The following is a 19,228-nucleotide window of genomic DNA, read 5'->3' as shown; positions in this document are numbered from 1 at the left end:
GGTCTACCCGGCGCTCCGGCCGGCCGCCGCCGTCCGGCGGGCGGCCGGGGCCGGGGTGTCCCGGCCGTCGTCGTCGAGGGCGCGCAGGATGTCCTCGACACTCTGCTTGGCGTCGCCGAAGAGCATGGCGGTGTTCTCGCGGAAGAACAGCGGGTTCTGGACCCCGGCGTAGCCGGAGGCCATCGACCGCTTGAACACGATCACCTGCTCCGCCTCCCACACCCGCAGCACCGGCATGCCGGCGATCGGACTGGTCGGGTCGTCGGTGGCGGCCGGATTCACGGTGTCGTTGGCGCCGATGACGAGGACGACGGAGGTGGCGGCGAGGTCGTCGTTGATCTCATCCATCTCCAGGACGATGTCGTACGGCACCTTCGCCTCGGCGAGCAGCACGTTCATGTGCCCCGGCAGCCGCCCGGCGACGGGGTGGACCCCGAAGCGGACGTCGACGCCGCGCTCACGCAGCCGGCGGGTGAGCTCGGCGACCGGGTGCTGCGCCTGCGCCACCGCCATCCCGTACCCGGGGGTGATGACGACCGAACGGGCCTGTGCGAGCTGCCGCGCCGCCTCCTCGGCGCGCACCTCGCGGTGCTCGCCCTGCTCCTCCGTCCCGCCGGACGGCGCCTCGATGCCGAAGCCGCCGGCGATGACGGAGATGAAGGAGCGGTTCATCGCCCGGCACATGATGTACGAGAGGTAGGCGCCGGAGGAGCCGACCAGTGCGCCGGTGACGATGAGCAGGTTGTTGTCGAGCAGGAACCCGGCGGCGGCCGCGGCCCAGCCCGAGTAGCTGTTGAGCATCGAGACGACGACGGGCATGTCGCCGCCGCCGATCGAGGCCACCAGGTGCCAGCCCAGCGCGAGGGCGAGCGCCGTCACCGCGATCACCAGGCCGAGGCCCGGGCTGACGGTGAACCAGACCGTCAGCGCGACGAACACGCCCAGCGCGCCGAGGTTCAGCGCGTTCTTGCCGGGCAGCATCAGCGGCCGCGAGGCGATCCGGCCGGACAGCTTGAGGAAGGCGACGACGGAGCCGGTGAAGGTCACCGCGCCGATGAAGATGCCGATCACGACCTCGGCGTGGTGGATCCGCAGCAGGTCGGCGGCGACGGCGACCTGGGCCGAGCCCCGCGACTCGACCTCCAGGTAGCTGTTCCACCCGACCAGCACCGCGGCGAGGCCGACGAAGCTGTGCAGCACGGCGATCAGTTCCGGCATCTGCGTCATCTCGACCTGCCGGGCCCGCCACAGCCCGATCACGGCGCCCAGCGCCATCGCGACGACGATCAGGGCGACCGCGCCGGCGGTGATGCTGCGGGACGCCAGCACGACGGTGGCGACCAGGGCGAGCGCCATGCCGGCGATGCCGTAGACGACCCCGGCGCGGGAGGTGCGGTGCTGGGACAGCCCGGCCAGACTGAGGATGAACAACAGGGCGGCGACCAGGTCCGCGGCATGGGCGGCCGTCGTGGTAGTCATCGGGGCTCAGCCTTTCGAGAACATGGACAGCATGCGGCGGGTGACGGCGAAGCCGCCGAAGATGTTCACGCTCGTCAGCAGGATGGCCACGAAGGACAGGACGGTGACGAGCGCACCCCCGTGTCCGATCTGCAGCAGCGCGCCGACCACGACGATCCCGGAGATCGCGTTGGTCACCGACATCAGCGGGGTGTGCAGGGCGTGGTGGACCTTCCCGATCACGTAGTAGCCGATGACCACCGCGAGCGCGAACACCGTGAAGTTCTCGGCGAGTTGGGCCGGTGCCACGGCGACGAGGAGGAACATCGCCAGCATGCCGAGGCCGATCAGGCCGAAGCGGGCGGCCGGGGTGAGCCGGGGCCGCTTCGGTTCCGGCGCGGCCGGCGCGGCCGCGGGCTGCGCGGCGGGCGCGGCCGAGACGGCCACCGGCGGTGGCGGCCAGGTGACCTCGCCCGCCCGGACCACGGTCACCGCGCGCTGGACCACGTCGTCGAGGTCGAGGACCAGCCGCCCGTCCTTGCCGGGGGTCAGCAGGGTGAGCAGGTTGACCAGGTTGGTCCCGAACAGCTGGGAGGCCTGGGCGGGCAGCCGGGCCGCGAGGTCGGTGTAGCCGATCAGGGTGACGCCGTTGGCGGTGACCACCGTGCGGCCCGCCACCGTTCCCTCGACGTTGCCGCCCTGGGCGGCGGCCATGTCCACCACGACGCTGCCGGGCTTCATCGCCGCCACGTCCGCGGCGGTGAGCAGCCGCGGGGCGGTCCGCCCGGGGATCAGCGCGGTGGTGACGACGATGTCCACGTCCTGGGCCTGCGCGTGGTACAGCTCGGCGGCGGCCCGGTCGTAGTCGGCGGAGGTCGCCTTGGCGTACCCGTCGGTGCTCGCCTCCTGGGCGACCCGCACGGGGAGGTACTCGCCGCCCAACGACTTGACCTGGTCGGCGACTTCGGGCCGCGGGTCGGTCGCCCGGACGATCGCCCCCAGGCTGGAGGCGGCGCCGATGGCGGCGAGCCCGGCCACGCCGGCGCCGGCCACCAGGACCTTCGCCGGCGGGACCTTGCCCGCGGCGGTCACCTGGCCGGTGAAGAAGCGGCCGAACGCGTGGGCGGCCTCGATCACGGCCCGGTACCCGGCGATGTTCGCCATCGAGCTGAGCACGTCCATCGACTGCGCGCGCGAGATCCGGGGCACCGCGTCCAGGGCGAGCGCGGTGACCGGGCGCGCGGACAGCGCCTCCAGCAGGTCGGGTCGCTGGGCCGGTGCGAGCAGGCCGACCAGGGTCGCGCCGTCAGTCAGCCGGGCGATCTCGTCGGTGGACGGCGCGTTGACCTTCAGGACGATGTCGGCCCGCCAGGCGTCCCCGATCCGCGCGCCGGCCTCCGTGTAGGCCTCGTCGGCGAAGCCGGAGGCCGCGCCGGCCTCGGACTCGACCGCGACCTCGTAGCCGAGCGCCAGCAGTCCGCGCACCGTCGAGGGTGTCGCGGCGACGCGGGTCTCCCCGGTGGCCGATTCGGCGACCACACCGATGCGCAGCGGGGGGTGGTGCGTGGCGTCCTGTGCAGACATCACTCGTGCCTCTCTCGTCGGAGGAACTCTTGACGGCGGGACCTGCGCCCGAAGGGGGAGTCTCCTCCCCTTGGACGCAGGAACCTACCCGCCCGGGCCCTGCCGGGGGACGGGGCGAGGCCGTGACATGCTTCACCCGTTCGCGCCCTGTCGGGCGGGTCGGGTCGCGTGCTCGCCACCCGGGTGTGCCCCGGGCGTCGTGCCATCCTCGCTCCGCCGCAAGGTTTCTGACACCCCGTCCGATCGGCCGTGGCTTCGCGCCCGCGTTCGGTAACAAAGGTTGCCAGATGCGTTTTCGGAAACTAGGGTTGTCGCATGACTTCGGCTGAGATCACCCTGGAAGAGCAGGCGCAGCTGGCCAAGGCGCTCCTCGACGCCCTGAATCCGCTCGCCTCGGCCCTCCATGCGCGCACGTCCGGGCTGCCCGAGGAGCGGATGTGGGAGGCGGAGCCGGTCGAGGTGACCCTGTCCGTCCTCGCCGCCTGGAAGGTGGTGGACGCGGAGGTCAAGCGGCTGACGGCGATCGCGGCCGGCACCGCCGGCTCCTACGGCGCGAGCTACGAGCAGCTCGGCGCGGTATGGGGGATCACCCGGCAGGGCGCGCGCAAGAAGTGGCCCGAGGCGGTCACCCGCCCCGCGGCGCGGGCAGGCGCGGCCCTGCGGCTGTTCGGCGGTACGGCCGAGCTGGTGCGGGCCCCGGAGTCCGGCGGCTGGAGCTGGTCGGGCGAGGGTGCGGACGGCACGCGCGGCGCCGCCGACACCCGGTGCGCGAGCAAGGAGGAGGCCGCCGCCCACGCCGGAGCCTTCCTGGCGGCGCACGCCGCCTGACCCTCGCCGACCGGCCACCCCGCCGGACGGAGGTGGCCGGGGCGGTCGGGCCTGTGTGATCATCTCCGGATGATCTTCCGCGCTGCCACCGCAGACCCCTCCGACCTGGACCGTGCCGTCGCCTACCCGGCCGACGGCCCCGTCCCCGCCCTGACCGCCGAGAAGGTCCGCGAGGAGCTCGCCGAGAACCGGATCCGCCCCGAGTGGGTCTGGGTCGCCCAGGACGAGGACGGCGGGATCCTGGCCCGCGCCCTGTGGTGGGGCCGTTCCGACAGCGAGCGCCCGATCGCGCTGGACTGCCTCCAGGTCCGCGCGGGGGTGGCCGATCGGGCCGCTGTCGCCACCGCCCTGCTGGAGGCCGGCCACGCCGCCTTCGGGAACCGTCCGGGCTACCACATCTCGCTGCCGCGCGGATGGCGGGCGGAGCCCGAGCTGGCCGAGGCGGTCGCCTGGCGCCGGCAGGCGGCGGAGCGGGCCGGTCTGACCCGGGAGATCGAGCGGCTCCGCTACGAGTGGACCCCGCGGCGCGGGACCGCCGAACCGACCGGGCGGCTGGTCTTTCGTGAGGGCACCGACGAGGAGTTCCTGGAGGCCTTCGTGCGCCTCTCGCAGGACAGCCTCGACCTGGCGACGCAGAACGAGCTGCTCACCATGGATGCCGGGCAACTGGCCCGGGAGGACTTCGACTTCTACCTGAGCTGCCCCGGCGAGCGCTCGTGGTGGCGGCTGGCCGAGCTTCCGGACGGCACGCCGGCCGGGATGGCGATCCCCTCCGCGACGCCCTACCACCGCAACGTCGGCTACCTGGGCGTCGTGCCGGAGCAGCGCGGCAGGGGCCTGATCGACGAGATCCTGGCGGAGATCACCCGCTTCCACGCGGCGGCGGGCGCCGAGCGGATCACCGCGACCACCGACACCGTCAACGTCCCGATGGCCGCCGCGTTCGACCGTGCCGGGTACGAGGTCACCGAGATCCGCCTGGTCCTGGAGTGCCCCCCGCGGTAGCCCGGGGACCGGGCGCCGGTCGCCACCGGCTACCGGAATCTGACGCTCCGTCATCCACTCGTGTCCGGTTCGGAACACGGTGCGCGGCGTGCCCGGGCCACGGGCGGGGGAGGCTCGGGGAATGCGCGGGACGGGGGAGTGGGGAGCGGTCCGGCCGGTCGTCCGCTGGGCGGGGCACCCGGGGACGTCGGGCGCCGTGCTGGTGCTGCTGGTCAACGACCATGTCGCCAAACGGCTCTGGCCGGGTGCGGTCACCGGGAAGGTCAGCGACCTGGCGTGGATGCTGGTCTCGCCGGTGGTCCTGGCCCTCCTGCTGACGCCGCTGCTGCGCCTGCGCGGTGACCGCCCGGCGATCGCCGGACTGGCGGTCACGGCGGTGATGTTCACCGTCGCGAAGTCCGGCGAGGCCGGTGGCGAACTCGCCTCGACCGTCTGGTCGTGGAGCGGCGTACCGAGCCGGATCCAGGGGGACCGGAGCGACCTGCTGGCCCTGCCGGCGCTGGGCGTCTCCTGGTGGCTGTGGAAGCGGTCGCGGGCGACGCGGCGGCCCCGGCGGTGGGCGGCCCTGCTGGGCGTGCCGCTGGCCGTGGTCGCCATGGTGGCCACCTCCAAGATCGGGGAGCCGCCGCGGCCCGTCCTCTGGCACGCCGGGGCGCGGGCGATCCTGGACACCGAAGCCGGCCGGTGGGCGTCGCAGGACGGCGGCGCGACCTGGATCCAGGAGAAGCGGTCCGGTGACGTCGAGAAGTCCCGGCGGAACAGCCGGCCGCAGGACGGCCACTGCCTGGAGGGCGAGCCGGGGCCGTGCTTCCGACTGCTCGACTCCACCTCGCCGATCGAGATCAGCGAGGACGGCGGCCGGACCTGGCGGGCCGCGTTCGACCCCGGTCCGCCGTGGCGCGACGAGCCGCTCCCGCCCCCGACTCCGTCACCCACCGGCGTGGACGGGGCACCGGTCGACCCTGCCGTGCCGCCCCCCGGCGTGCCGGTCCCTGCCGTTCCGTCCCCCGGCGTGCCACCCCCTGCCGTGCCGTCTCCCGCCGAGCCGTCCCCCGGCGCGGAACCGACCGGGGGCCGCGCCGGGTATCCCGCCGACCTGTTCATCGTCCCCGCGCCGGAGGGCTGGGCGGTGCTGGCCCACTACCCGGGCGGCGGACTGGTGCGCGGCACCCCCGACGGCACCTGGTCGCGCCGGAGTTACCCCGTCCACCAGACGATCGTCGTCCCCGAGCAGCCCCGCCGTCCGGCGCTGGGCCTGCCCGTGGCGCTGACCGCCGGTTTCGCCGGCGTGCTGGCGGCCACGGGCGCCCGGCTGCTGGTCGCCGCCGGACCGGCCGGGCGGTCGCGCGAGCTGCTGCTCCTGCTGCTCCGTCAGGGAATCTGCCTCCTCTGGGTCCGCCTCGCGGCGTACCTCTGCGGCGGCGAGCTGTTCTGGAAGGTGCCCGGGGTGCTGCCGGCGAGTGTGCTGACGGTGGGCCTGCTGCCGATGCTGTGGCTCCTGCGGCGCGGCCCCGCGCCGACCGGCCGCGCGGTTCCCGTCCTGGCCGTCCTCGGCTCCGGGGCCGCCGCGGTGGCGCTGATCCCCTACGTCCACTGGGCGGCCCACCGGCTGGCGGCCTGGTCGGACGCCTCGGACCAGGCCTTCCTCTGGGCCCTCGCCGCCACGGCCGCCGGCGCGGCGGTGGGCGCCCTCGGCCGCCCCGTGGGGCGGCCGAGGCGGGTGTGACGCGACGAGGCGGGTGTGACGCGACCGCTCGGGGTACGAGCGGCCGGTACCGGAGCGCCTCGCCGGTGATCGCCTCGATCCCACGAGATCGCTCCCACGGGCGGGGGAGCGGTTCCGGTCGGTTCGGCGGGGCTCGTCACCGTCCGACGCACGGGCCCACCCCGCGGGCGGCTCCCGGGGGCCGCCCGCCGCCGTGACCGCTCCTACCCGCCGTGCACGAGCTGGATCAGGTTGCCGCAGGTGTCGTCCAGCACCGCCGTGGTCACCGGGCCCATCTCCTGCGGCTCCTGGGTGAAGCGGACCCCGAGCGCGCGCAGCCGCTCGTACTCGGCGGGCACGTCGTCCACGGCGAAGGAGGCTGCCGGGATGCCGTCCTCGACCAGCGCCCTCCGGTACGGCCGCACCGCGGGGTGGCCGCTGGGCTCCAGCAGGAGCTCCGTGCCGCCCGGATCCTCCGCCGAGACGACGGTCAGCCACCGGTCCTGGCCGAGCGGGACGTCGTGCTTCGTCACGAAGCCCAGCACCTCGGTGTAGAAGCGCAGGGCCTCGGCCTGGTCGTCGACGAAGACGCTGGTCAGGTGGATCCTCATGGACTACTGCTCCCCAGGTCACGATGCGTTCGGTGGGCACATGGGTGACGGCGGCCGGAGCCGGTCGGTCCGGCCCGGCGTCCGGACGGCTCTGACGCCCCGGGCCGGCCGTCCCGTTCTACCAGGCCGTCCGGAGCGGAGGCAGCCTCGGCCCCGCCGTGTCGCGACCGGGAACGGCCCCTGGGGGCGCGCCGGGATCCGAGTGGTTTGTCCGGCCGGATCGGGGTGAGAAGAGGACCGGGTGGGAAGAGCGTGACCCGGGCGGCGGGTACCCCCACTCCTCGCCGTCCGGGCCCGTCCCGCCACGGCTCAGAGCCCGGCCACCGTGACGACCGCTACCGGCGGCCGGGCGGCACGCCGAATCCGTGCCGCGTCCCGCCGTGACGCCCTGAGCCCGCACCCTCCTCCTGCGGAGGGCCACGGCCATTCGGCGCAGCCCGGCCCGCGCGTCGCCGACCCGGTGCCTAGCGTGGGCGGATGACCGATCGTCGGATCACGCGGCCGACTGCCGGACGGCTGGGCTACCTCGGGGCCGCCGCCGCCTTCGCCGTCTGCATGGCGGGCACCACGCTGCCCACCCCGCTGTACGGGCGCTACCAGGCGGAGCTCGGCTTCTCCGAGCTGATGGTGACGGTCGTCTTCGCCGTCTACGCGTTCGGCGTGATCGGTGTCCTGCTGCTCGTCGGCAACGTCTCCGACTCCGTCGGCCGCCGGCCCGTGCTGCTCGCCGGGCTGGCGCTCGCGGCCTGCAGCGCCGTCGCCTTCCTGGCGGAGGGCGGTCTGCCGCTGCTCTGCCTGGGGCGGCTGCTGTCCGGGCTGTCGGCGGGTCTGTTCACCGGGACCGCCACCGCGTACGTGCTGGAACTCGCCCCGCCGGGGCGCGAGGCCAGGGCGGGTTTCGTGGCGACCGCCGCCAACATGGGCGGCCTGGGCTGCGGCCCCCTGCTGTCGGGGCTGCTCGCCGAGTACGCGCCCGGGCCGCTGGTGCTGCCGTTCGTCGTGCACCTGGTGCTGCTCGCCGCTTCGTCCGCGGTCCTCTGGTTCCTCCCGGAGACGGTCGACGGGGCCCGGCCGCTGCGCACCGCCCGGCCGCACCGGCCGTCGCTGCCACCGGAGGTCCGGGGGGTGTTCGTGCCGGCCGGGATCGCCGCCTTCGCCGGCTTCGCCCTGCTGGGCGTCTTCACCTCGGTCAGCCCCGCCTTCCTCGCCGAGAGCCTGGACGTCCACAACTCCGCGGTCGTCGGCCTGATCGTCTTCACGGCCTTCTTCGCGTCCACCCTCGGCCAGCTCCTGGTGCCCCGCCTGGGTACGGCACGGGCGATCCCGCTCGGCTGCCTGGTGCTCATCGCCGGGCTGGCCCTGCTGGCCGCCTCGCTCGCCCGGACCACCCTCCCGCCGCTGGTGCTCAGCGCCCTGGTGGGCGGCGCCGGCCAGGGCATGGGCCTGCGCGGCGCGGTGGGCGAGATCGCCGCCGCCGCTCCCGCCGAGCACCGCGGCGGCGCGCTCTCGGCGCTCTTCGTGGTCGCCTACTTCGGCATCTCGATCCCGGTCATCGGGGTCGGCCTGCTCGCCGAACCGCTCGGCCTGGCCGACGCCGGCCTGGTCTTCGCCGCCTGCATGGCCGTCCTCGCCGCCGCCTCCGCGCTCTACCTGCTGCGCCGGGCCCGCGCCGCCCACCGACCGCGCGCCGGCCACTGACCCCGCGCCGCCCACCGACCGCGCGCCGGCCACTGACCCCGCGCCGCCCACCGACCGCGCGCCGGCCACCCGCTTGCCGCCCGGCCTCCCGCTCCGTCGGCGCGGGAACCGCCCGTGCGGCGTCCCACCCGCTATCCATGATCCATGTCGCCTGCGCACCCCCGTAGCCCCCGGTCCCACCGCCGGCCCCCGACGCCGGGCGGCCGCCCACCCGCGCGTGGTGCCGCGCCGGCGGGCGCGGCGGCCGGCGGTGCGGCATGCGGGTGAGACGGCCCGGCCCGCGCAAAAGGCCGGCTCCCGCGGCGGCCGCCCCCGGCGCGGGCCCGGGGCTGCGCCGGCTCTCCGACTACGCCTGGCGGCTGCTGGTCGTCGCGGTGGCCGCGTACCTGGTGCTCACGGTGCTGGGGCAGTTCCACCTGATCACGCTGGCCGCCTTCCTCGCCCTGGTGATCACCTCGGTGATCCGCCCGCTGGTCGACCTGGCGGCCCGCGCGGTACCCCGCCCGCTCGCCGTCCTGATCGGCCTGGCGGTGGCGCTGCTGCTGCCGGCCGGCCTGCTCGCGCTGATCGGCGAGAACGTGGCGGACGACGTGTCACGCCTCGCCAGGGAGTTCCAGGGCGGCCTGGACCGGCTGGAGAAGCTGCTGAAGGGACCGCCCCTCCACCTGGAGCCGACGTCCTTCGACGACCTCAAGCAGAAGGTCTCCGACTTCGCCGCCAAGCACCGCGCGACGCTGATCAGCACGGTCGTCAACGGCGCCCACCGGGCGGTCGAGATCGGGACGGGCGCGGCGCTCGCGCTCTTCATGTCGGTGTTCTTCCTGCACTCCGGCGAGCGGATGTGGCGCTGGACCGCCGCCCAGCTGCCGCCGGCCGCCGCCGACCACCTCGACCGGGCCGGGCGGGTGGCCTGGCGGACCTTCGCCGGCTACACCCGGGGCATCTTCGTCGTCGCGGCGAGCAACGCGATCATGGTCGGCATCTCGCTGTTCCTCCTCGACGTGCCGCTCGCCCTGCCCCTGACGGTGCTGGAGTTCCTCGCCTCGTTCGTCCCGCTGGTCGGCTCCCCGATCGCGATGCTGGTCGCCGCCCTGGTGGCGCTGGCCGCTCGCGGCCCGGTGATCGCGATCGTGGTGCTGCTGCTGATCGTGGTGATCGGTCAGATCGAGGGCCATCTGCTCCACCCGCTGGTGATGAGCCGGGCGGTCAGCCTGCACCCGGTGGTGGTCGCGGTCTCGGTGCTCGCGGGCAGCATCGCGGCCGGGGTGATCGGCGCGGTGGTCGCCGTCCCCGCCGTCTCGGTGCTCTGGTCGGTCTACGCCGAGCTGCGCCGCCCGCGACCGGCGCCGCCGACGCCCTGACGGCGGGGAAGGATCCGCCGGGTACGAACGGAGGGCGCGCTCCGGCGGGGCGGGGCGAGGTCTTTCGGACGCGCCGTCGGTGCGCGACCGGCGGTGGCACGCAAGGCCGTTCACGACCGGGTGTCGGACAGGTGTTCAAGAGATGCCAAAATAACGGCGCGCCCCCTTGCGGAATGTGTGATCAGATGTGACGTCGCTGTGGCGCTTCCTGCCACAGGGGAGGGATCGGCCTGCCCCCGCACCAGGCCCCGTCACACAGGAGACGTACCATCAACACCGCTATCCGCCGGGCCGCGCGCGGCGCAGTTCCCGTCGTCGTCAGTGCCTCCGTCCTCGCCGCGGGCCTGACCGCCTGTGGCACGGTCGAGCAGCTCACCGCCGCCCAGAAGGTGACCAAGGCCTTCGACAAGCTCGGCGACAGCAAGGCCGCCGGCCTCACCTTCTCCGTGGACGCCTCGCCGGAGCAGATCGTCGCCTTCGGCAACGCCACCGGTGACAAGATCGAGCAGAAGACCGCCGAGGCGCTGTCCGGCCTGAGCATCTCGGTCGCGATGGCCGCCGACAAGCCGCTCAAGGACCTCGACACCTTCAAGAACACCCGGGGCGCCGGCAAGGAGGTGACGCCGGACAAGTCGCTGCGCGTCTCCTACCTGCTCGCCGACAAGAAGGGCACCGCGCTCCTGGAGTTCCGTCAGGTCGACGCCAAGGCGTACGTGCGCGCCGACGCCAAGGGCCTGGTGAAGCTGGTCGGCGAGGACCCGGCGGAGGTGGACGCGGTCGCCGAGGACCTGCCCACCGAGCTGAACCCGGTCAAGGACGTGCTGGCCGGCAAGTGGGTCGCCTTCGACCTGCAGGAGCTCGCGGACACGGCCAAGAAGCCCGCCGACGCCGGCACCCCCGCCCCGTCCGGCCGGCCCACGCTGGACCCGGAGACCGCCGAGCAGCTGGCCGTCTCGCTGAAGGACGTCTTCTCCCGGACCGTCACCTTCGACGACAAGGGCAAGAAGGACGGCGCCGAGCACCTCCTGGTGAGCGCCCCGGCCCGACAGCTGACCGACGAGCTGCTGAAGGCGCTCAAGCCGCTCTCCGCGAAGCTCCCCGAGCAGTTCGGCAAGCTCCCCACCAAGGTCCCGGACGACCTGGCCGACACCAGGATCGGCGTCGACCTGTACCTGAAGGGCGGCACCTTCTCCTCGGCCACCTTCGACCTCGCGCAGCTGGAGCCCAAGGCCGGCCCGGGCAGCACCTTCCCGGTCAAGCTCGCGTTCAACAGTTCCGCCCCGGCGGTCCAGGCGCCCGCCGACGCGGTGAAGATCACCGACAAGGACATCCAGAACGCGACGCTCGCCCTCGTGAGCGCCGCCGCCGGTGAGGCCGGTGGCCCCGGTGCCCCCGCCGGCGCCGGCCGGCCCGGCACCCCGGGCAAGCCGCTGACCGACGCCCAGGTCAAGGAGCTGGTCGGCCTCGGCATGCCCGAGCAGCAGATCCAGGTCTTCAGCCGGCTCGGCATGGACTACGAGGAGATCAAGAGCCTCGCCCAGGAGGGCTGAGAGCAGTCCGGTGGCGCCGGGGCGTGGTGAGTCGGTTCGGCCGGCCCGCCACGCCCCGGCGCTCGTCGGGGCCCGTCCGACCGCGGCCGGCGTCGCTCAGAACGTCCACCGGGTGTGGCTGTAGACCCCGTCGTCCCGGCCGAAGCCGTACGCGGTGACCGGCGCCACCGCGAACACCGTCACGCTCCCGTTCCGGAACGCGTCCCCGATCCCGTGGAAGGTGCCCTCGGGCGAGGTGATGTGCGAGCCGTACTGCGACTCGTACGCCGTGATCACCGCCTCCAGCACCGCCGGATCGGTCACCGGCTCGGCCGTGCCCTCGATCACCAGGTCGAGGCCTTCGGTGAGCGAGTTCCCCCCGGTCGTCAGCGCGCAGTGCCCGTCGTGGGCGAGGTTCCTGGCCTTCTGTTCGTCCGGGCCGGTGGAGAAGTACAGCACCCCGTCGTGCCAGGCGGCGATCACCGGAGTGACGTGCAGCCGGCCGTCGGGCCGCACCGTCGACACCCAGAAGATCTCGGCGGCCTCCAAGCGGCGCCGGGCCTCGGCCCAAGGCGTGGCCGTGACCTGCTCGGCGCCCGGACGGGGGCGGAGCGCGGAGCTGTAGCGGGCGTCGAGCTCGGTGGTGGGCTGCTGCGCGGATTCGTGGGCCTGCATGGCGGTCCTCCTCACCTGTGGCCACCCTCCCGGTCATTCTCCCCGCCGCCCGCCGGCCCTGCCACGCGTCCGTCCCCCGCCGGCGATCGGTGGCGGGGGACCGGCCGACGGGCCGATCCTGGAAAGCGGAGGGCCCGGTCCGTCCACCCCGGAGGTCTGCCCGACTGTCCGCCTGTCCGTGCGCCCGGGCGTCCCCCGCCTGTCCGCCCGCCCGTCGCCAGGAGGTCCGCCGTGATCACCGTTGCCGCCTACGCCACGCCCGCCGCCAAGGCCCCGCTGGCGAGGACGACCATCGAGCGCCGCCCGGTGGGGAAGCACGACGTCCTGATCGACATCGCCTTCGTCGGCATCTGCCACTCCGACATCCACCAGGCCCGCGAGGGCTGGGGCTCGGCGATCTTCCCGATGGTGCCCGGCCACGAGATCGCCGGTACCGTCGCGGAGACCGGCCCCGGCGTGACGAGGTTCGCGGTCGGCGACCGGGTGGGCGTCGGCTGCATGGTCGACAGCTGCCGGGAGTGCGAGAACTGCCGGGCGGGCCTGGAGCAGTACTGCGCCGAGGGCCCGGTCTGGACGTACAACGCCGTCTGCAAGGACGGGCGGCCCACCTACGGCGGCTACTCGCAGAAGATCGTCGTCGACGAGAACTACGTCGTGCGCATCCCGGAGGGGCTCGCGCTCGACGTGGCCGCCCCGCTGCTCTGCGCCGGGATCACCACCTACTCGCCGCTGCGCCACTGGGGCGCCGGCCCCGGCCGGCGGGTCGCGGTGGTCGGCCTCGGCGGCCTCGGCCACGTGGCCGTCAAGCTCGCGCACGCGCTCGGCGCCGAGGTCACCGTCCTGTCGCAGTCCCTGCGCAAGAAGGAGGACGGCCTGCGGCTGGGCGCCGACCACTACTACGCCACCGGCGACCCGAAGACCTTCGAGGAGGCGGCGGGCCGGTACGACCTCGTCCTCAACACCGTCTCCGCGCCGCTCGACTTCGCCGCCTACCTGTCGCTGCTGCGCACGGACGGCACCATGGTGAACCTGGGCCTCCCGGAGGAGCCGGTGCGGCTGACCCTCCAGGCGCTGTCGGGCAACCGCCGCAGCCTCAGCAGCTCGGGCATCGGGGGCATCGCCGAGACTCAGGAGATGCTGGACTTCTGCGCGGCGCACGGCGTCGGCGCCGAGATCGAGCTGATCGGCGCGGACGGGATCAACGAGGCCTACGAGCGGGTCCTCGGGAGCGACGTCCGCTACCGCTTCGTGATCGACACCGCCACCCTGTGAGGCCCCGCGCGCTCGGCCGAGCGGACGCGGGGTCAGGTCGAAGCGCGGCCCGGCGCCGGCAGTCCGGGGTCCGGCCGCCCGCGGGCCGGGGCCGCCGTAAATGCCGTGCGCGGCGGCCGGGTTGCGGGTTAGGGTCCTGAACATGTGCTTCCACCAGATCTACGGCTGATCGGACGGGGCAGGCCCCCGTCCCGTCTCGCAGACCCGAGTGACGCTCCGCCGGCGGCCTCTCCCGCGCCGGGCCGGGCGCACGGGTCTGCCGTGTCCTCCCCGCCGCAGACCTGAAACGAGTGATCGCCCATGTCCCGTCGCCGTGCCCACATCGCGATGGTCGGTGTCCCCGCCGTCAGCCACGTCCTGCCCAGCCTTGAGGTCATCCGCGAACTGGTGGCCCGCGGCCACCGGGTGACCTACGCCAACGACCCGGCGGCCGCCGCGCTGATCGAGGCCACCGGCGCCGAACTGGTCCCCTGCGCCTCCGTGCTGCCGGTCGGTGACCAGAGCTGGCCCGATGACCCGATCGCCGGGATGGACCTCTTCCTCGACAACGCCGTCCAGGCCCTCCCGCAGCTGCGCACCGCCTACGACGACGACCCCGCGGACCTCTACCTGTACGACATCGGCGGCTACGCCGCGCGTGCCCTCGCCGAGTCCCAGGGCCGCCCCGTCGTGCAGCTGTCCCCGACCTTCGTGGCCTGGCAGGGCTACCACCAGGAGGAGGCGGTCCAGCTGTGGGAGCTGCCGGGGGCCGCCGCCCACCGGGCGAGGTTCGCCCGCTGGTTGGCCGGGAGCGGCGCCACCACCACCGACGTGGACGCCTTCGCCGGTCTCCCCGTACGGGTCCTGGCCCTGATCACGCGGGCGATGCAGCCGAACGCCGACCGGGTCGACGCGGACGCGGTGACCTTCGTCGGCCCCTGCTACGACCTGAGCGCGGGCGCGGACGCCTGGACCCGCCCCGCCGGTGCCGAGAAGGTCCTGCTGATCTCGCTGGGTTCGGCGTTCACCCGCCGCCCGGAGTTCTACCGGCAGTGCTTGGCGGCCTTCGGCGACCTGCCGGGCTGGCACGTCGTCCTGCAGATCGGGAAGTACACCGACCCGCGGGACCTCGGCACCGTCCCGTCCAACGTCGAGGTGCACCCGTGGGTCCCCCAGCGGGCGATCCTGGCGCAGGCGGACGCCTTCGTCACCCATGCGGGGATGGGCGGCTGCGGCGAGGGGCTGCTGGCCGGGGTGCCGATGATCGCCGTCCCGCAGGCCGTCGACCAGTTCATGAACGCGGACCGCCTGGTGGAGCTGGGGGTGGGCCGCCGGATCGACACCGAGGACGCCACGGCGCAGACCCTGCGGACGGCGCTGGCCGAGCTCGTCGGCGACCCGGAGGTGGCCCGCCGCTCCGCGCGGCTGCGGGCCGGCGCCCGGGCCGAGGGCGGCACCCGGCACGCCGCCGACCTCATCGAGCGCATGCTGGACTGATCGCCGGGGCGACCCGGCCGGGGCGGTGGGCCCGACCCGGCCGGGGGCCGCGCGGGATCAGCGGTGCGGTGTGCCGCCGACGAAGTCCTTCAGGGCGTCGAGGCGGGTCCGGCGGTCGGGCGGGTAGCGCCGCAGCGCGCGCTCGGCCTTGCGCGAGCCGGGGCGGTAGCGCCAACGGGCCCAGGGGGAGGTCGGCTTGGCCAGCCGCAGGATGCCGACCAGCCCGACCACCAGGGGCACCAGCAGGCCGATCACCCCGAGCGCCGTCTTGCCCTTGAGGATCGTGCCGACGCACAGCGCCAGGTTGACGAGCATCAGCGCGGCGAAGACCAGGTGGTTGGCCGTGCCCTGACCCACATCGGAGAACGGGTTGAACCCGGCGACCAGCAGCAGGCCGACCGCCACCGCGAGGAACGCCGCGTCGACCGACTTGCGGCCCTCCTTCGCCCAGTAGACGTCCTCCAGGTGCAGCCAGAGCGCGAACTCGTCCACGGCCAGGGCGGCGCCGGCGCCGAACAGCACGGCCAGGACCTGCGCCCCGGGACTGTCCGGCCGGTAGGAGAACTCGATGGCGCCCGCCACCAGCATCGCGAGGATGCCGTACACCTGGTGGTGCACGTGGGTGCCGCCGACCGCGACGTCGCGGAACGGTCCGCGGCCCGCCCTGATCAGCCGGGTGACGACCCTGGTCCCGGCGAAGGTCAGCACGAACGCGCCGAGCATCCAGAGCCCGACGCCGTGGTTGGGGACGGTGATGACCACCTCGACCTGGACCGATGCGCTCCGCACGGCGGTTCCGTTCCCGTCAGCCGTGGTGCGCGGGGACCTTGAGCAGGTCGCGCATCGTGGCGGAGGGCAGGTAGCAGCGCAGCAGGGCCAGCCCGATCCGGGGCAGGTCGGCCTCGTCGCGGTAGAGCAGGAACATCGGCTCGTAGCGCGGCTGGAACTTCGCCTTGAAGGAGTGCAGCGAGCGGAAGCCGTAGTACGGCTCCATGGCCGCGCCCAACTGGTCGAGGATCCGGTCCAGCACGGTCGGTGCGTGGGCGGGGCCGGTGCGTGCCAGCGGCGCGCCGGAGAGCGAGAGGTAGTGCGCGCCGTCGTCGCGCAGGGCGAGGCAGCTGGAGGCGATCATGAACTCGACGACCGGCCGGAAGCCCTCGCGGCGGCGGCGCATCATGTCCAGGGTCCAGCCCTGCGGCACCCCGTCCGGGCCGTACACCGGCATCCACGAGGTCACCCCGTGGAGGTGTTCGTCGCCCTCCAGCGCCAGGCCGACCCGCATCCGCGGATCCATCGCCTCCTCCACGCCGCCGAGCGTGAAGCCCATCTCCGGCAGCCCCATGTCACCGACCCACTCCTCGGAGATGCCGCGGACCTGGGACAGCACCGGTCGCGGCTGTTCGGCGAGGGCGCCGAGCCGGTACTCGACGCCGTCCTTCCTGGCGCGGTTCAGGGCGGTGCGCACGTCCTGCCAGGCCTTGCCGCGGAACTCCAGGTCCGGCAGGTCGATCACGGTGTCCTCGGCGACCTGGACGGACCGCCAGCCCAGCGCGTCGGTGGTCCCGGCGGCCCGGGCGGTGGCGGAGAACAGGCACGGGACCAGCCCCGCGCGGTCGCACATCTCGGCGAAGCGGGTGATCGTCCGGCCCCGGTCGTCCGGTGCTCCCACCGGATCGCCCAGCGCGACCGCGACGCCGGCGTGGGCCCGGTAGGCGATGTAGCTCCCGTCGTCGCCCTCGGGGAAGAAGTAGGAGTTGTCCGGCCAGGTGGTCATCCAGGAGAGGTTCGCCCCGCCGCGGTGGACCAGCAGGTCCGCGGCCCGGCTGCGCGGGTCCCCGTCGGACGCCGGCGCGGCTGCGGCCGCCGGCTCGGCACCGGGCACCTGCGCCCGGCCGCGCGGCCGCCTGGCCCGGAACGCCTCCCGGCCGGCGATCAGCACCACCAGCTCGGCCGTCCACACCACCGAGGTGGGGACGAACACCGCCGCGCCGGTGACCGTGACCTGCTCGTCGAGCGCCTTGCCGATCACGTACGCGACCGCCACGAACAGGCCCAGCAGCGCGTTCAGCGCGCAGAGCAGCACCGTCCAGCGCCAGGCGGTGCGGCGCCCCCGGCGCAGCCCGTTGACCAGCAGGGCGATCAGCGCCACCGAGAGCAGCACCTGCCAGCCCGGTCCGCCCAGCCCTCTGGTCTCCCCGACCGGACCGCTGCCCGGTACCAGCCAGACGACCAGCAGGATCGCCGCGATCAGGACCAGGCCCGCCACCGCGAGCAGCCGCCACTCCCGGCGGCTGAGCCGGCCGGAGGTCCGGGCCGCGCCCGGGACCCGCAGCCAGTGGGTCGCCACGAGGCCGCCGGCGACCGCCAGCGCGTGCTCCAGGTCGTCGAGCCCTCCGACGTACAGCAGCGAGACGCCGGCGTAGGCGGCCAGGGCCAGCCGCAGCCGCTGCCGCCACGGCGAGGCGAGGGCCGCCGAGGCCACCGCGCCCGCGCAGAGCGCGCCCGCCGAGACGCCGACGTCGACGGTGCCGGCCAGGTCCTTCGCCCAGGTCCACGCGGTGTGCCGGAGGGCGAACAGCAGCAGGGCGGCCAGCAGGACGGCGCCGAGCTGGCCGGCCACCGTCACCGCGGCGGTCCAGCGCGTGCCGAGCCTCGCCTCGGCGAGGCCGCAGAGCAGCACGACGGCGACGAGCACCGGGAGGTAGTCGATCGGTGTCGAGCAGAACAGCGGACCGGTGGCCAGGGTCCACCAGCGGCCCTTCTCGAACGAGGGCAGGCCGTACGCGACGTCCGGGTACCACGACCGGTCGGACGTCGCGTCCCACAGGCCGCCCACGGCCAGCCCGACCACCAGCACCACCACGGCGGTGGCGACGGTGAAGGGGAAGCGCCGCAGCGCGGCGGTGACCGCGGGCAGGACGTCACGCCGCCACCGCGGCTCTGATTCTCCCGGCACCTCGCACCTCCGCACGGTGTGGCCGACACCCCCGCCTCGGGCCCGGAGCCTCCTTGCTCAGCGTAGCCGGATTCGGCGGACGGGGCCGGGCGGGGAGACCGGACCGGGACGGGCCCGTCCGGGCGACGGGACGACCGCCCTTCGCTAGGCTCGGCGGTATCCGCGGCCCCGGTCACGGCCGGTCGGCCGGCGGTGTGCCAGGGCGCTCCCGGCGCCACGACGGCATGACGGGAGGACACCGGATGTCCACCGACCCGGTCGCGCCGGGCCCGGCCGGAGCCGACGGCGGGTACGGCGAATCCCTCTTCGAGCCCTGGCAGCCCGGCGAGGGCGAACGCATCGATCTCGGCTCCCTCGCCTACGACCACGTCACCCGCGCCCGGCTGCGCGCCCTCGGGGTCGGCGCGGGAGTGCGCTGTTGCGAGGTGGGAGCCGGTACCGGCACGATCGCGCGCTGGCTGGCGACCGCGGGCGGGGCCGGCGAGGTCCTCGCCGTCGACCGGGACACCCGCTTCGTCGAACCGTTCGCGGGCGGGGCGCTGCGGACGCTCACGGCGGACGTCTCCTCGCCCGACTTCGACCCCGGCGGCCGGTTCGACCTGGTGCACGCGCGCTTCGTGCTGATGCACCTGCCGGAACGGCACCGCGTCCTGGCCCGCCTGCGGGACCTCCTCGTCCCGGGCGGGTACCTCGTCCTCGGGGACCCGGTCGACCTCACCACGGCCGCGCCGCCGGACACCCCGTACCGGCTCGCGATGCGGGCGATGTGGCGGGCGCTGCGGACGTCCATCGGCACGGACATCAGCTGGACCCCCGACTGTCCGCGGCTGCTGCGCGACCTCGGGCTGTCCGAGGTCGGCGCGGAGGTGTTCGTGCCCGCCCTGGTCGCGGACGCCCCGATCACCGCGTTCTGGCTGGACACCTGGGACCGCACCCGCGAGGCCATGCTCGCCACCGGCCTCGTCGACGCCGGGCTCCTCGACGAGGCGCGGGAGTCCCTCGCCACGGGCACCGTCGCGGACCTCTCGCCCGGCCTGGTCACCAGCTGGGGGCGGCTGCCCTGAGCGGCG

General features: G+C 74.5%; 15 protein-coding genes. 9 read left to right on the top strand and 6 right to left on the bottom strand.

All coding sequences use genetic code 11. The features are described from left to right. Nucleotides 1–3 precede the first annotated feature (3 nt). Together pntB and ACIF6L_RS14835 are read right to left on the bottom strand one after the other, a co-directional pair. Nucleotides 4–1,479, bottom strand: a complete 1,476-nt coding sequence (pntB, locus tag ACIF6L_RS14840) for a Re/Si-specific NAD(P)(+) transhydrogenase subunit beta (protein WP_359838029.1) — start codon at nt 1,477–1,479, stop codon at nt 4–6. 6 nt (nt 1,480–1,485) lie between these two features. After that, nucleotides 1,486–3,042: a Re/Si-specific NAD(P)(+) transhydrogenase subunit alpha gene (locus tag ACIF6L_RS14835; protein WP_396487207.1), complete on the bottom strand. Its 1,557-nt coding sequence runs from the start codon at nt 3,040–3,042 to the stop codon at nt 1,486–1,488. A 315-nt stretch (nt 3,043–3,357) separates the two neighbouring features. Here ACIF6L_RS14835 and ACIF6L_RS14830 point away from each other — a divergent pair, with 315 nt between their 5' ends. From ACIF6L_RS14830 to ACIF6L_RS14820, 3 genes are all read left to right on the top strand, one after another. Further along, nucleotides 3,358–3,870, top strand: coding sequence for a hypothetical protein (locus ACIF6L_RS14830; RefSeq protein WP_396487206.1), 513 nt, complete (start codon nt 3,358–3,360; stop codon nt 3,868–3,870). A 69-nt stretch (nt 3,871–3,939) separates the two neighbouring features. Further along, nucleotides 3,940–4,875: a GNAT family N-acetyltransferase gene (locus ACIF6L_RS14825; protein WP_396487204.1), complete on the top strand. Its 936-nt coding sequence runs from the start codon at nt 3,940–3,942 to the stop codon at nt 4,873–4,875. Nucleotides 4,876–4,996: 121 nt separating this feature from the next. Further along, nucleotides 4,997–6,601: a hypothetical protein gene (locus tag ACIF6L_RS14820; protein ID WP_396487202.1), complete on the top strand. Its 1,605-nt coding sequence runs from the start codon at nt 4,997–4,999 to the stop codon at nt 6,599–6,601. A gap of 203 nt (nt 6,602–6,804) precedes the next feature. Here ACIF6L_RS14820 and ACIF6L_RS14815 read toward each other — a convergent pair whose 3' ends face one another. After that, nucleotides 6,805–7,191, bottom strand: a complete 387-nt coding sequence (locus tag ACIF6L_RS14815; RefSeq protein WP_396487201.1) for a VOC family protein — start codon at nt 7,189–7,191, stop codon at nt 6,805–6,807. A 477-nt stretch (nt 7,192–7,668) separates the two neighbouring features. Here ACIF6L_RS14815 and ACIF6L_RS14810 point away from each other — a divergent pair, with 477 nt between their 5' ends. From ACIF6L_RS14810 to ACIF6L_RS14800, 3 genes are all read left to right on the top strand, one after another. Further along, nucleotides 7,669–8,889, top strand: a complete 1,221-nt coding sequence (locus ACIF6L_RS14810) for an MFS transporter (protein ID WP_396487199.1) — start codon at nt 7,669–7,671, stop codon at nt 8,887–8,889. A gap of 257 nt (nt 8,890–9,146) precedes the next feature. Next, nucleotides 9,147–10,250: an AI-2E family transporter gene (locus ACIF6L_RS14805; RefSeq protein ID WP_396487197.1), complete on the top strand. Its 1,104-nt coding sequence runs from the start codon at nt 9,147–9,149 to the stop codon at nt 10,248–10,250. Between the two features lie 389 nt (nt 10,251–10,639). Beyond that, nucleotides 10,640–11,800, top strand: a complete 1,161-nt coding sequence (locus tag ACIF6L_RS14800; RefSeq protein WP_329491567.1) for a hypothetical protein — start codon at nt 10,640–10,642, stop codon at nt 11,798–11,800. Between the two features lie 96 nt (nt 11,801–11,896). Here ACIF6L_RS14800 and ACIF6L_RS14795 read toward each other — a convergent pair whose 3' ends face one another. Beyond that, complete coding sequence (locus ACIF6L_RS14795) at nt 11,897–12,454, bottom strand: pyridoxamine 5'-phosphate oxidase family protein (RefSeq protein WP_396487195.1); 558 nt, start codon at nt 12,452–12,454, stop codon at nt 11,897–11,899. A 231-nt stretch (nt 12,455–12,685) separates the two neighbouring features. Between ACIF6L_RS14795 and ACIF6L_RS14790 the strand changes: the two genes are divergently transcribed. Continuing rightward, entirely contained in the window at nt 12,686–13,726 is a 1,041-nt protein-coding gene (locus ACIF6L_RS14790) for an NAD(P)-dependent alcohol dehydrogenase (RefSeq protein ID WP_396487193.1), read from the top strand. Between the two features lie 300 nt (nt 13,727–14,026). Then, on the top strand, nt 14,027–15,202 hold the full coding sequence (locus tag ACIF6L_RS14785) for a macrolide family glycosyltransferase (protein ID WP_396487191.1): 1,176 nt from the start codon (nt 14,027–14,029) through the stop codon (nt 15,200–15,202). 57 nt (nt 15,203–15,259) lie between these two features. On the opposite strand, the gene ACIF6L_RS14780 is transcribed toward ACIF6L_RS14785, so the two are convergent. Next, on the bottom strand, nt 15,260–15,991 hold the full coding sequence (locus ACIF6L_RS14780; protein WP_329491570.1) for a hypothetical protein: 732 nt from the start codon (nt 15,989–15,991) through the stop codon (nt 15,260–15,262). Nucleotides 15,992–16,007: 16 nt separating this feature from the next. Beyond that, a complete protein-coding gene (locus ACIF6L_RS14775) occupies nt 16,008–18,158 on the bottom strand; it encodes a bifunctional lysylphosphatidylglycerol flippase/synthetase MprF (protein WP_396487188.1) in 2,151 nt (716 codons plus the stop codon). Between the two features lie 242 nt (nt 18,159–18,400). Here ACIF6L_RS14775 and ACIF6L_RS14770 point away from each other — a divergent pair, with 242 nt between their 5' ends. Beyond that, nucleotides 18,401–19,222 carry a methyltransferase gene (locus tag ACIF6L_RS14770; protein ID WP_329491572.1) on the top strand — a complete coding sequence of 274 codons (822 nt, stop codon included), beginning with the start codon at nt 18,401–18,403 and terminating at the stop codon, nt 19,220–19,222. Nucleotides 19,223–19,228 lie beyond the last annotated feature (6 nt).

Source organism: Kitasatospora sp. NPDC086009, assembly GCF_044540385.1.
Taxonomy (GTDB): Bacteria; Actinomycetota; Actinomycetes; order Streptomycetales; family Streptomycetaceae; genus Kitasatospora.
Note: the sequence above shows the minus strand (reverse complement) of the source record. Positions and strands in the feature narration are given on the sequence as shown.

Excerpts from the sequence above, each read along its gene's own strand:
- pntB (WP_359838029.1), bottom strand. The coding sequence starts at position 1,479 with ATGACTACCACGACGGCCGCCCATGCCGCGGACCTGGTCGCCGCCCTG.
- ACIF6L_RS14835 (WP_396487207.1), bottom strand. The coding sequence starts at position 3,042 with ATGTCTGCACAGGACGCCACGCACCACCCCCCGCTGCGCATCGGTGTG.
- ACIF6L_RS14830 (WP_396487206.1), top strand. The coding sequence starts at position 3,358 with ATGACTTCGGCTGAGATCACCCTGGAAGAGCAGGCGCAGCTGGCCAAG.
- ACIF6L_RS14825 (WP_396487204.1), top strand. The coding sequence starts at position 3,940 with ATGATCTTCCGCGCTGCCACCGCAGACCCCTCCGACCTGGACCGTGCC.
- ACIF6L_RS14820 (WP_396487202.1), top strand. The coding sequence starts at position 4,997 with ATGCGCGGGACGGGGGAGTGGGGAGCGGTCCGGCCGGTCGTCCGCTGG.
- ACIF6L_RS14815 (WP_396487201.1), bottom strand. The coding sequence starts at position 7,191 with ATGAGGATCCACCTGACCAGCGTCTTCGTCGACGACCAGGCCGAGGCC.
- ACIF6L_RS14810 (WP_396487199.1), top strand. The coding sequence starts at position 7,669 with ATGACCGATCGTCGGATCACGCGGCCGACTGCCGGACGGCTGGGCTAC.
- ACIF6L_RS14805 (WP_396487197.1), top strand. The coding sequence starts at position 9,147 with ATGCGGGTGAGACGGCCCGGCCCGCGCAAAAGGCCGGCTCCCGCGGCG.
- ACIF6L_RS14795 (WP_396487195.1), bottom strand. The coding sequence starts at position 12,454 with ATGCAGGCCCACGAATCCGCGCAGCAGCCCACCACCGAGCTCGACGCC.
- ACIF6L_RS14785 (WP_396487191.1), top strand. The coding sequence starts at position 14,027 with ATGTCCCGTCGCCGTGCCCACATCGCGATGGTCGGTGTCCCCGCCGTC.
- ACIF6L_RS14770 (WP_329491572.1), top strand. The coding sequence starts at position 18,401 with ATGTCCACCGACCCGGTCGCGCCGGGCCCGGCCGGAGCCGACGGCGGG.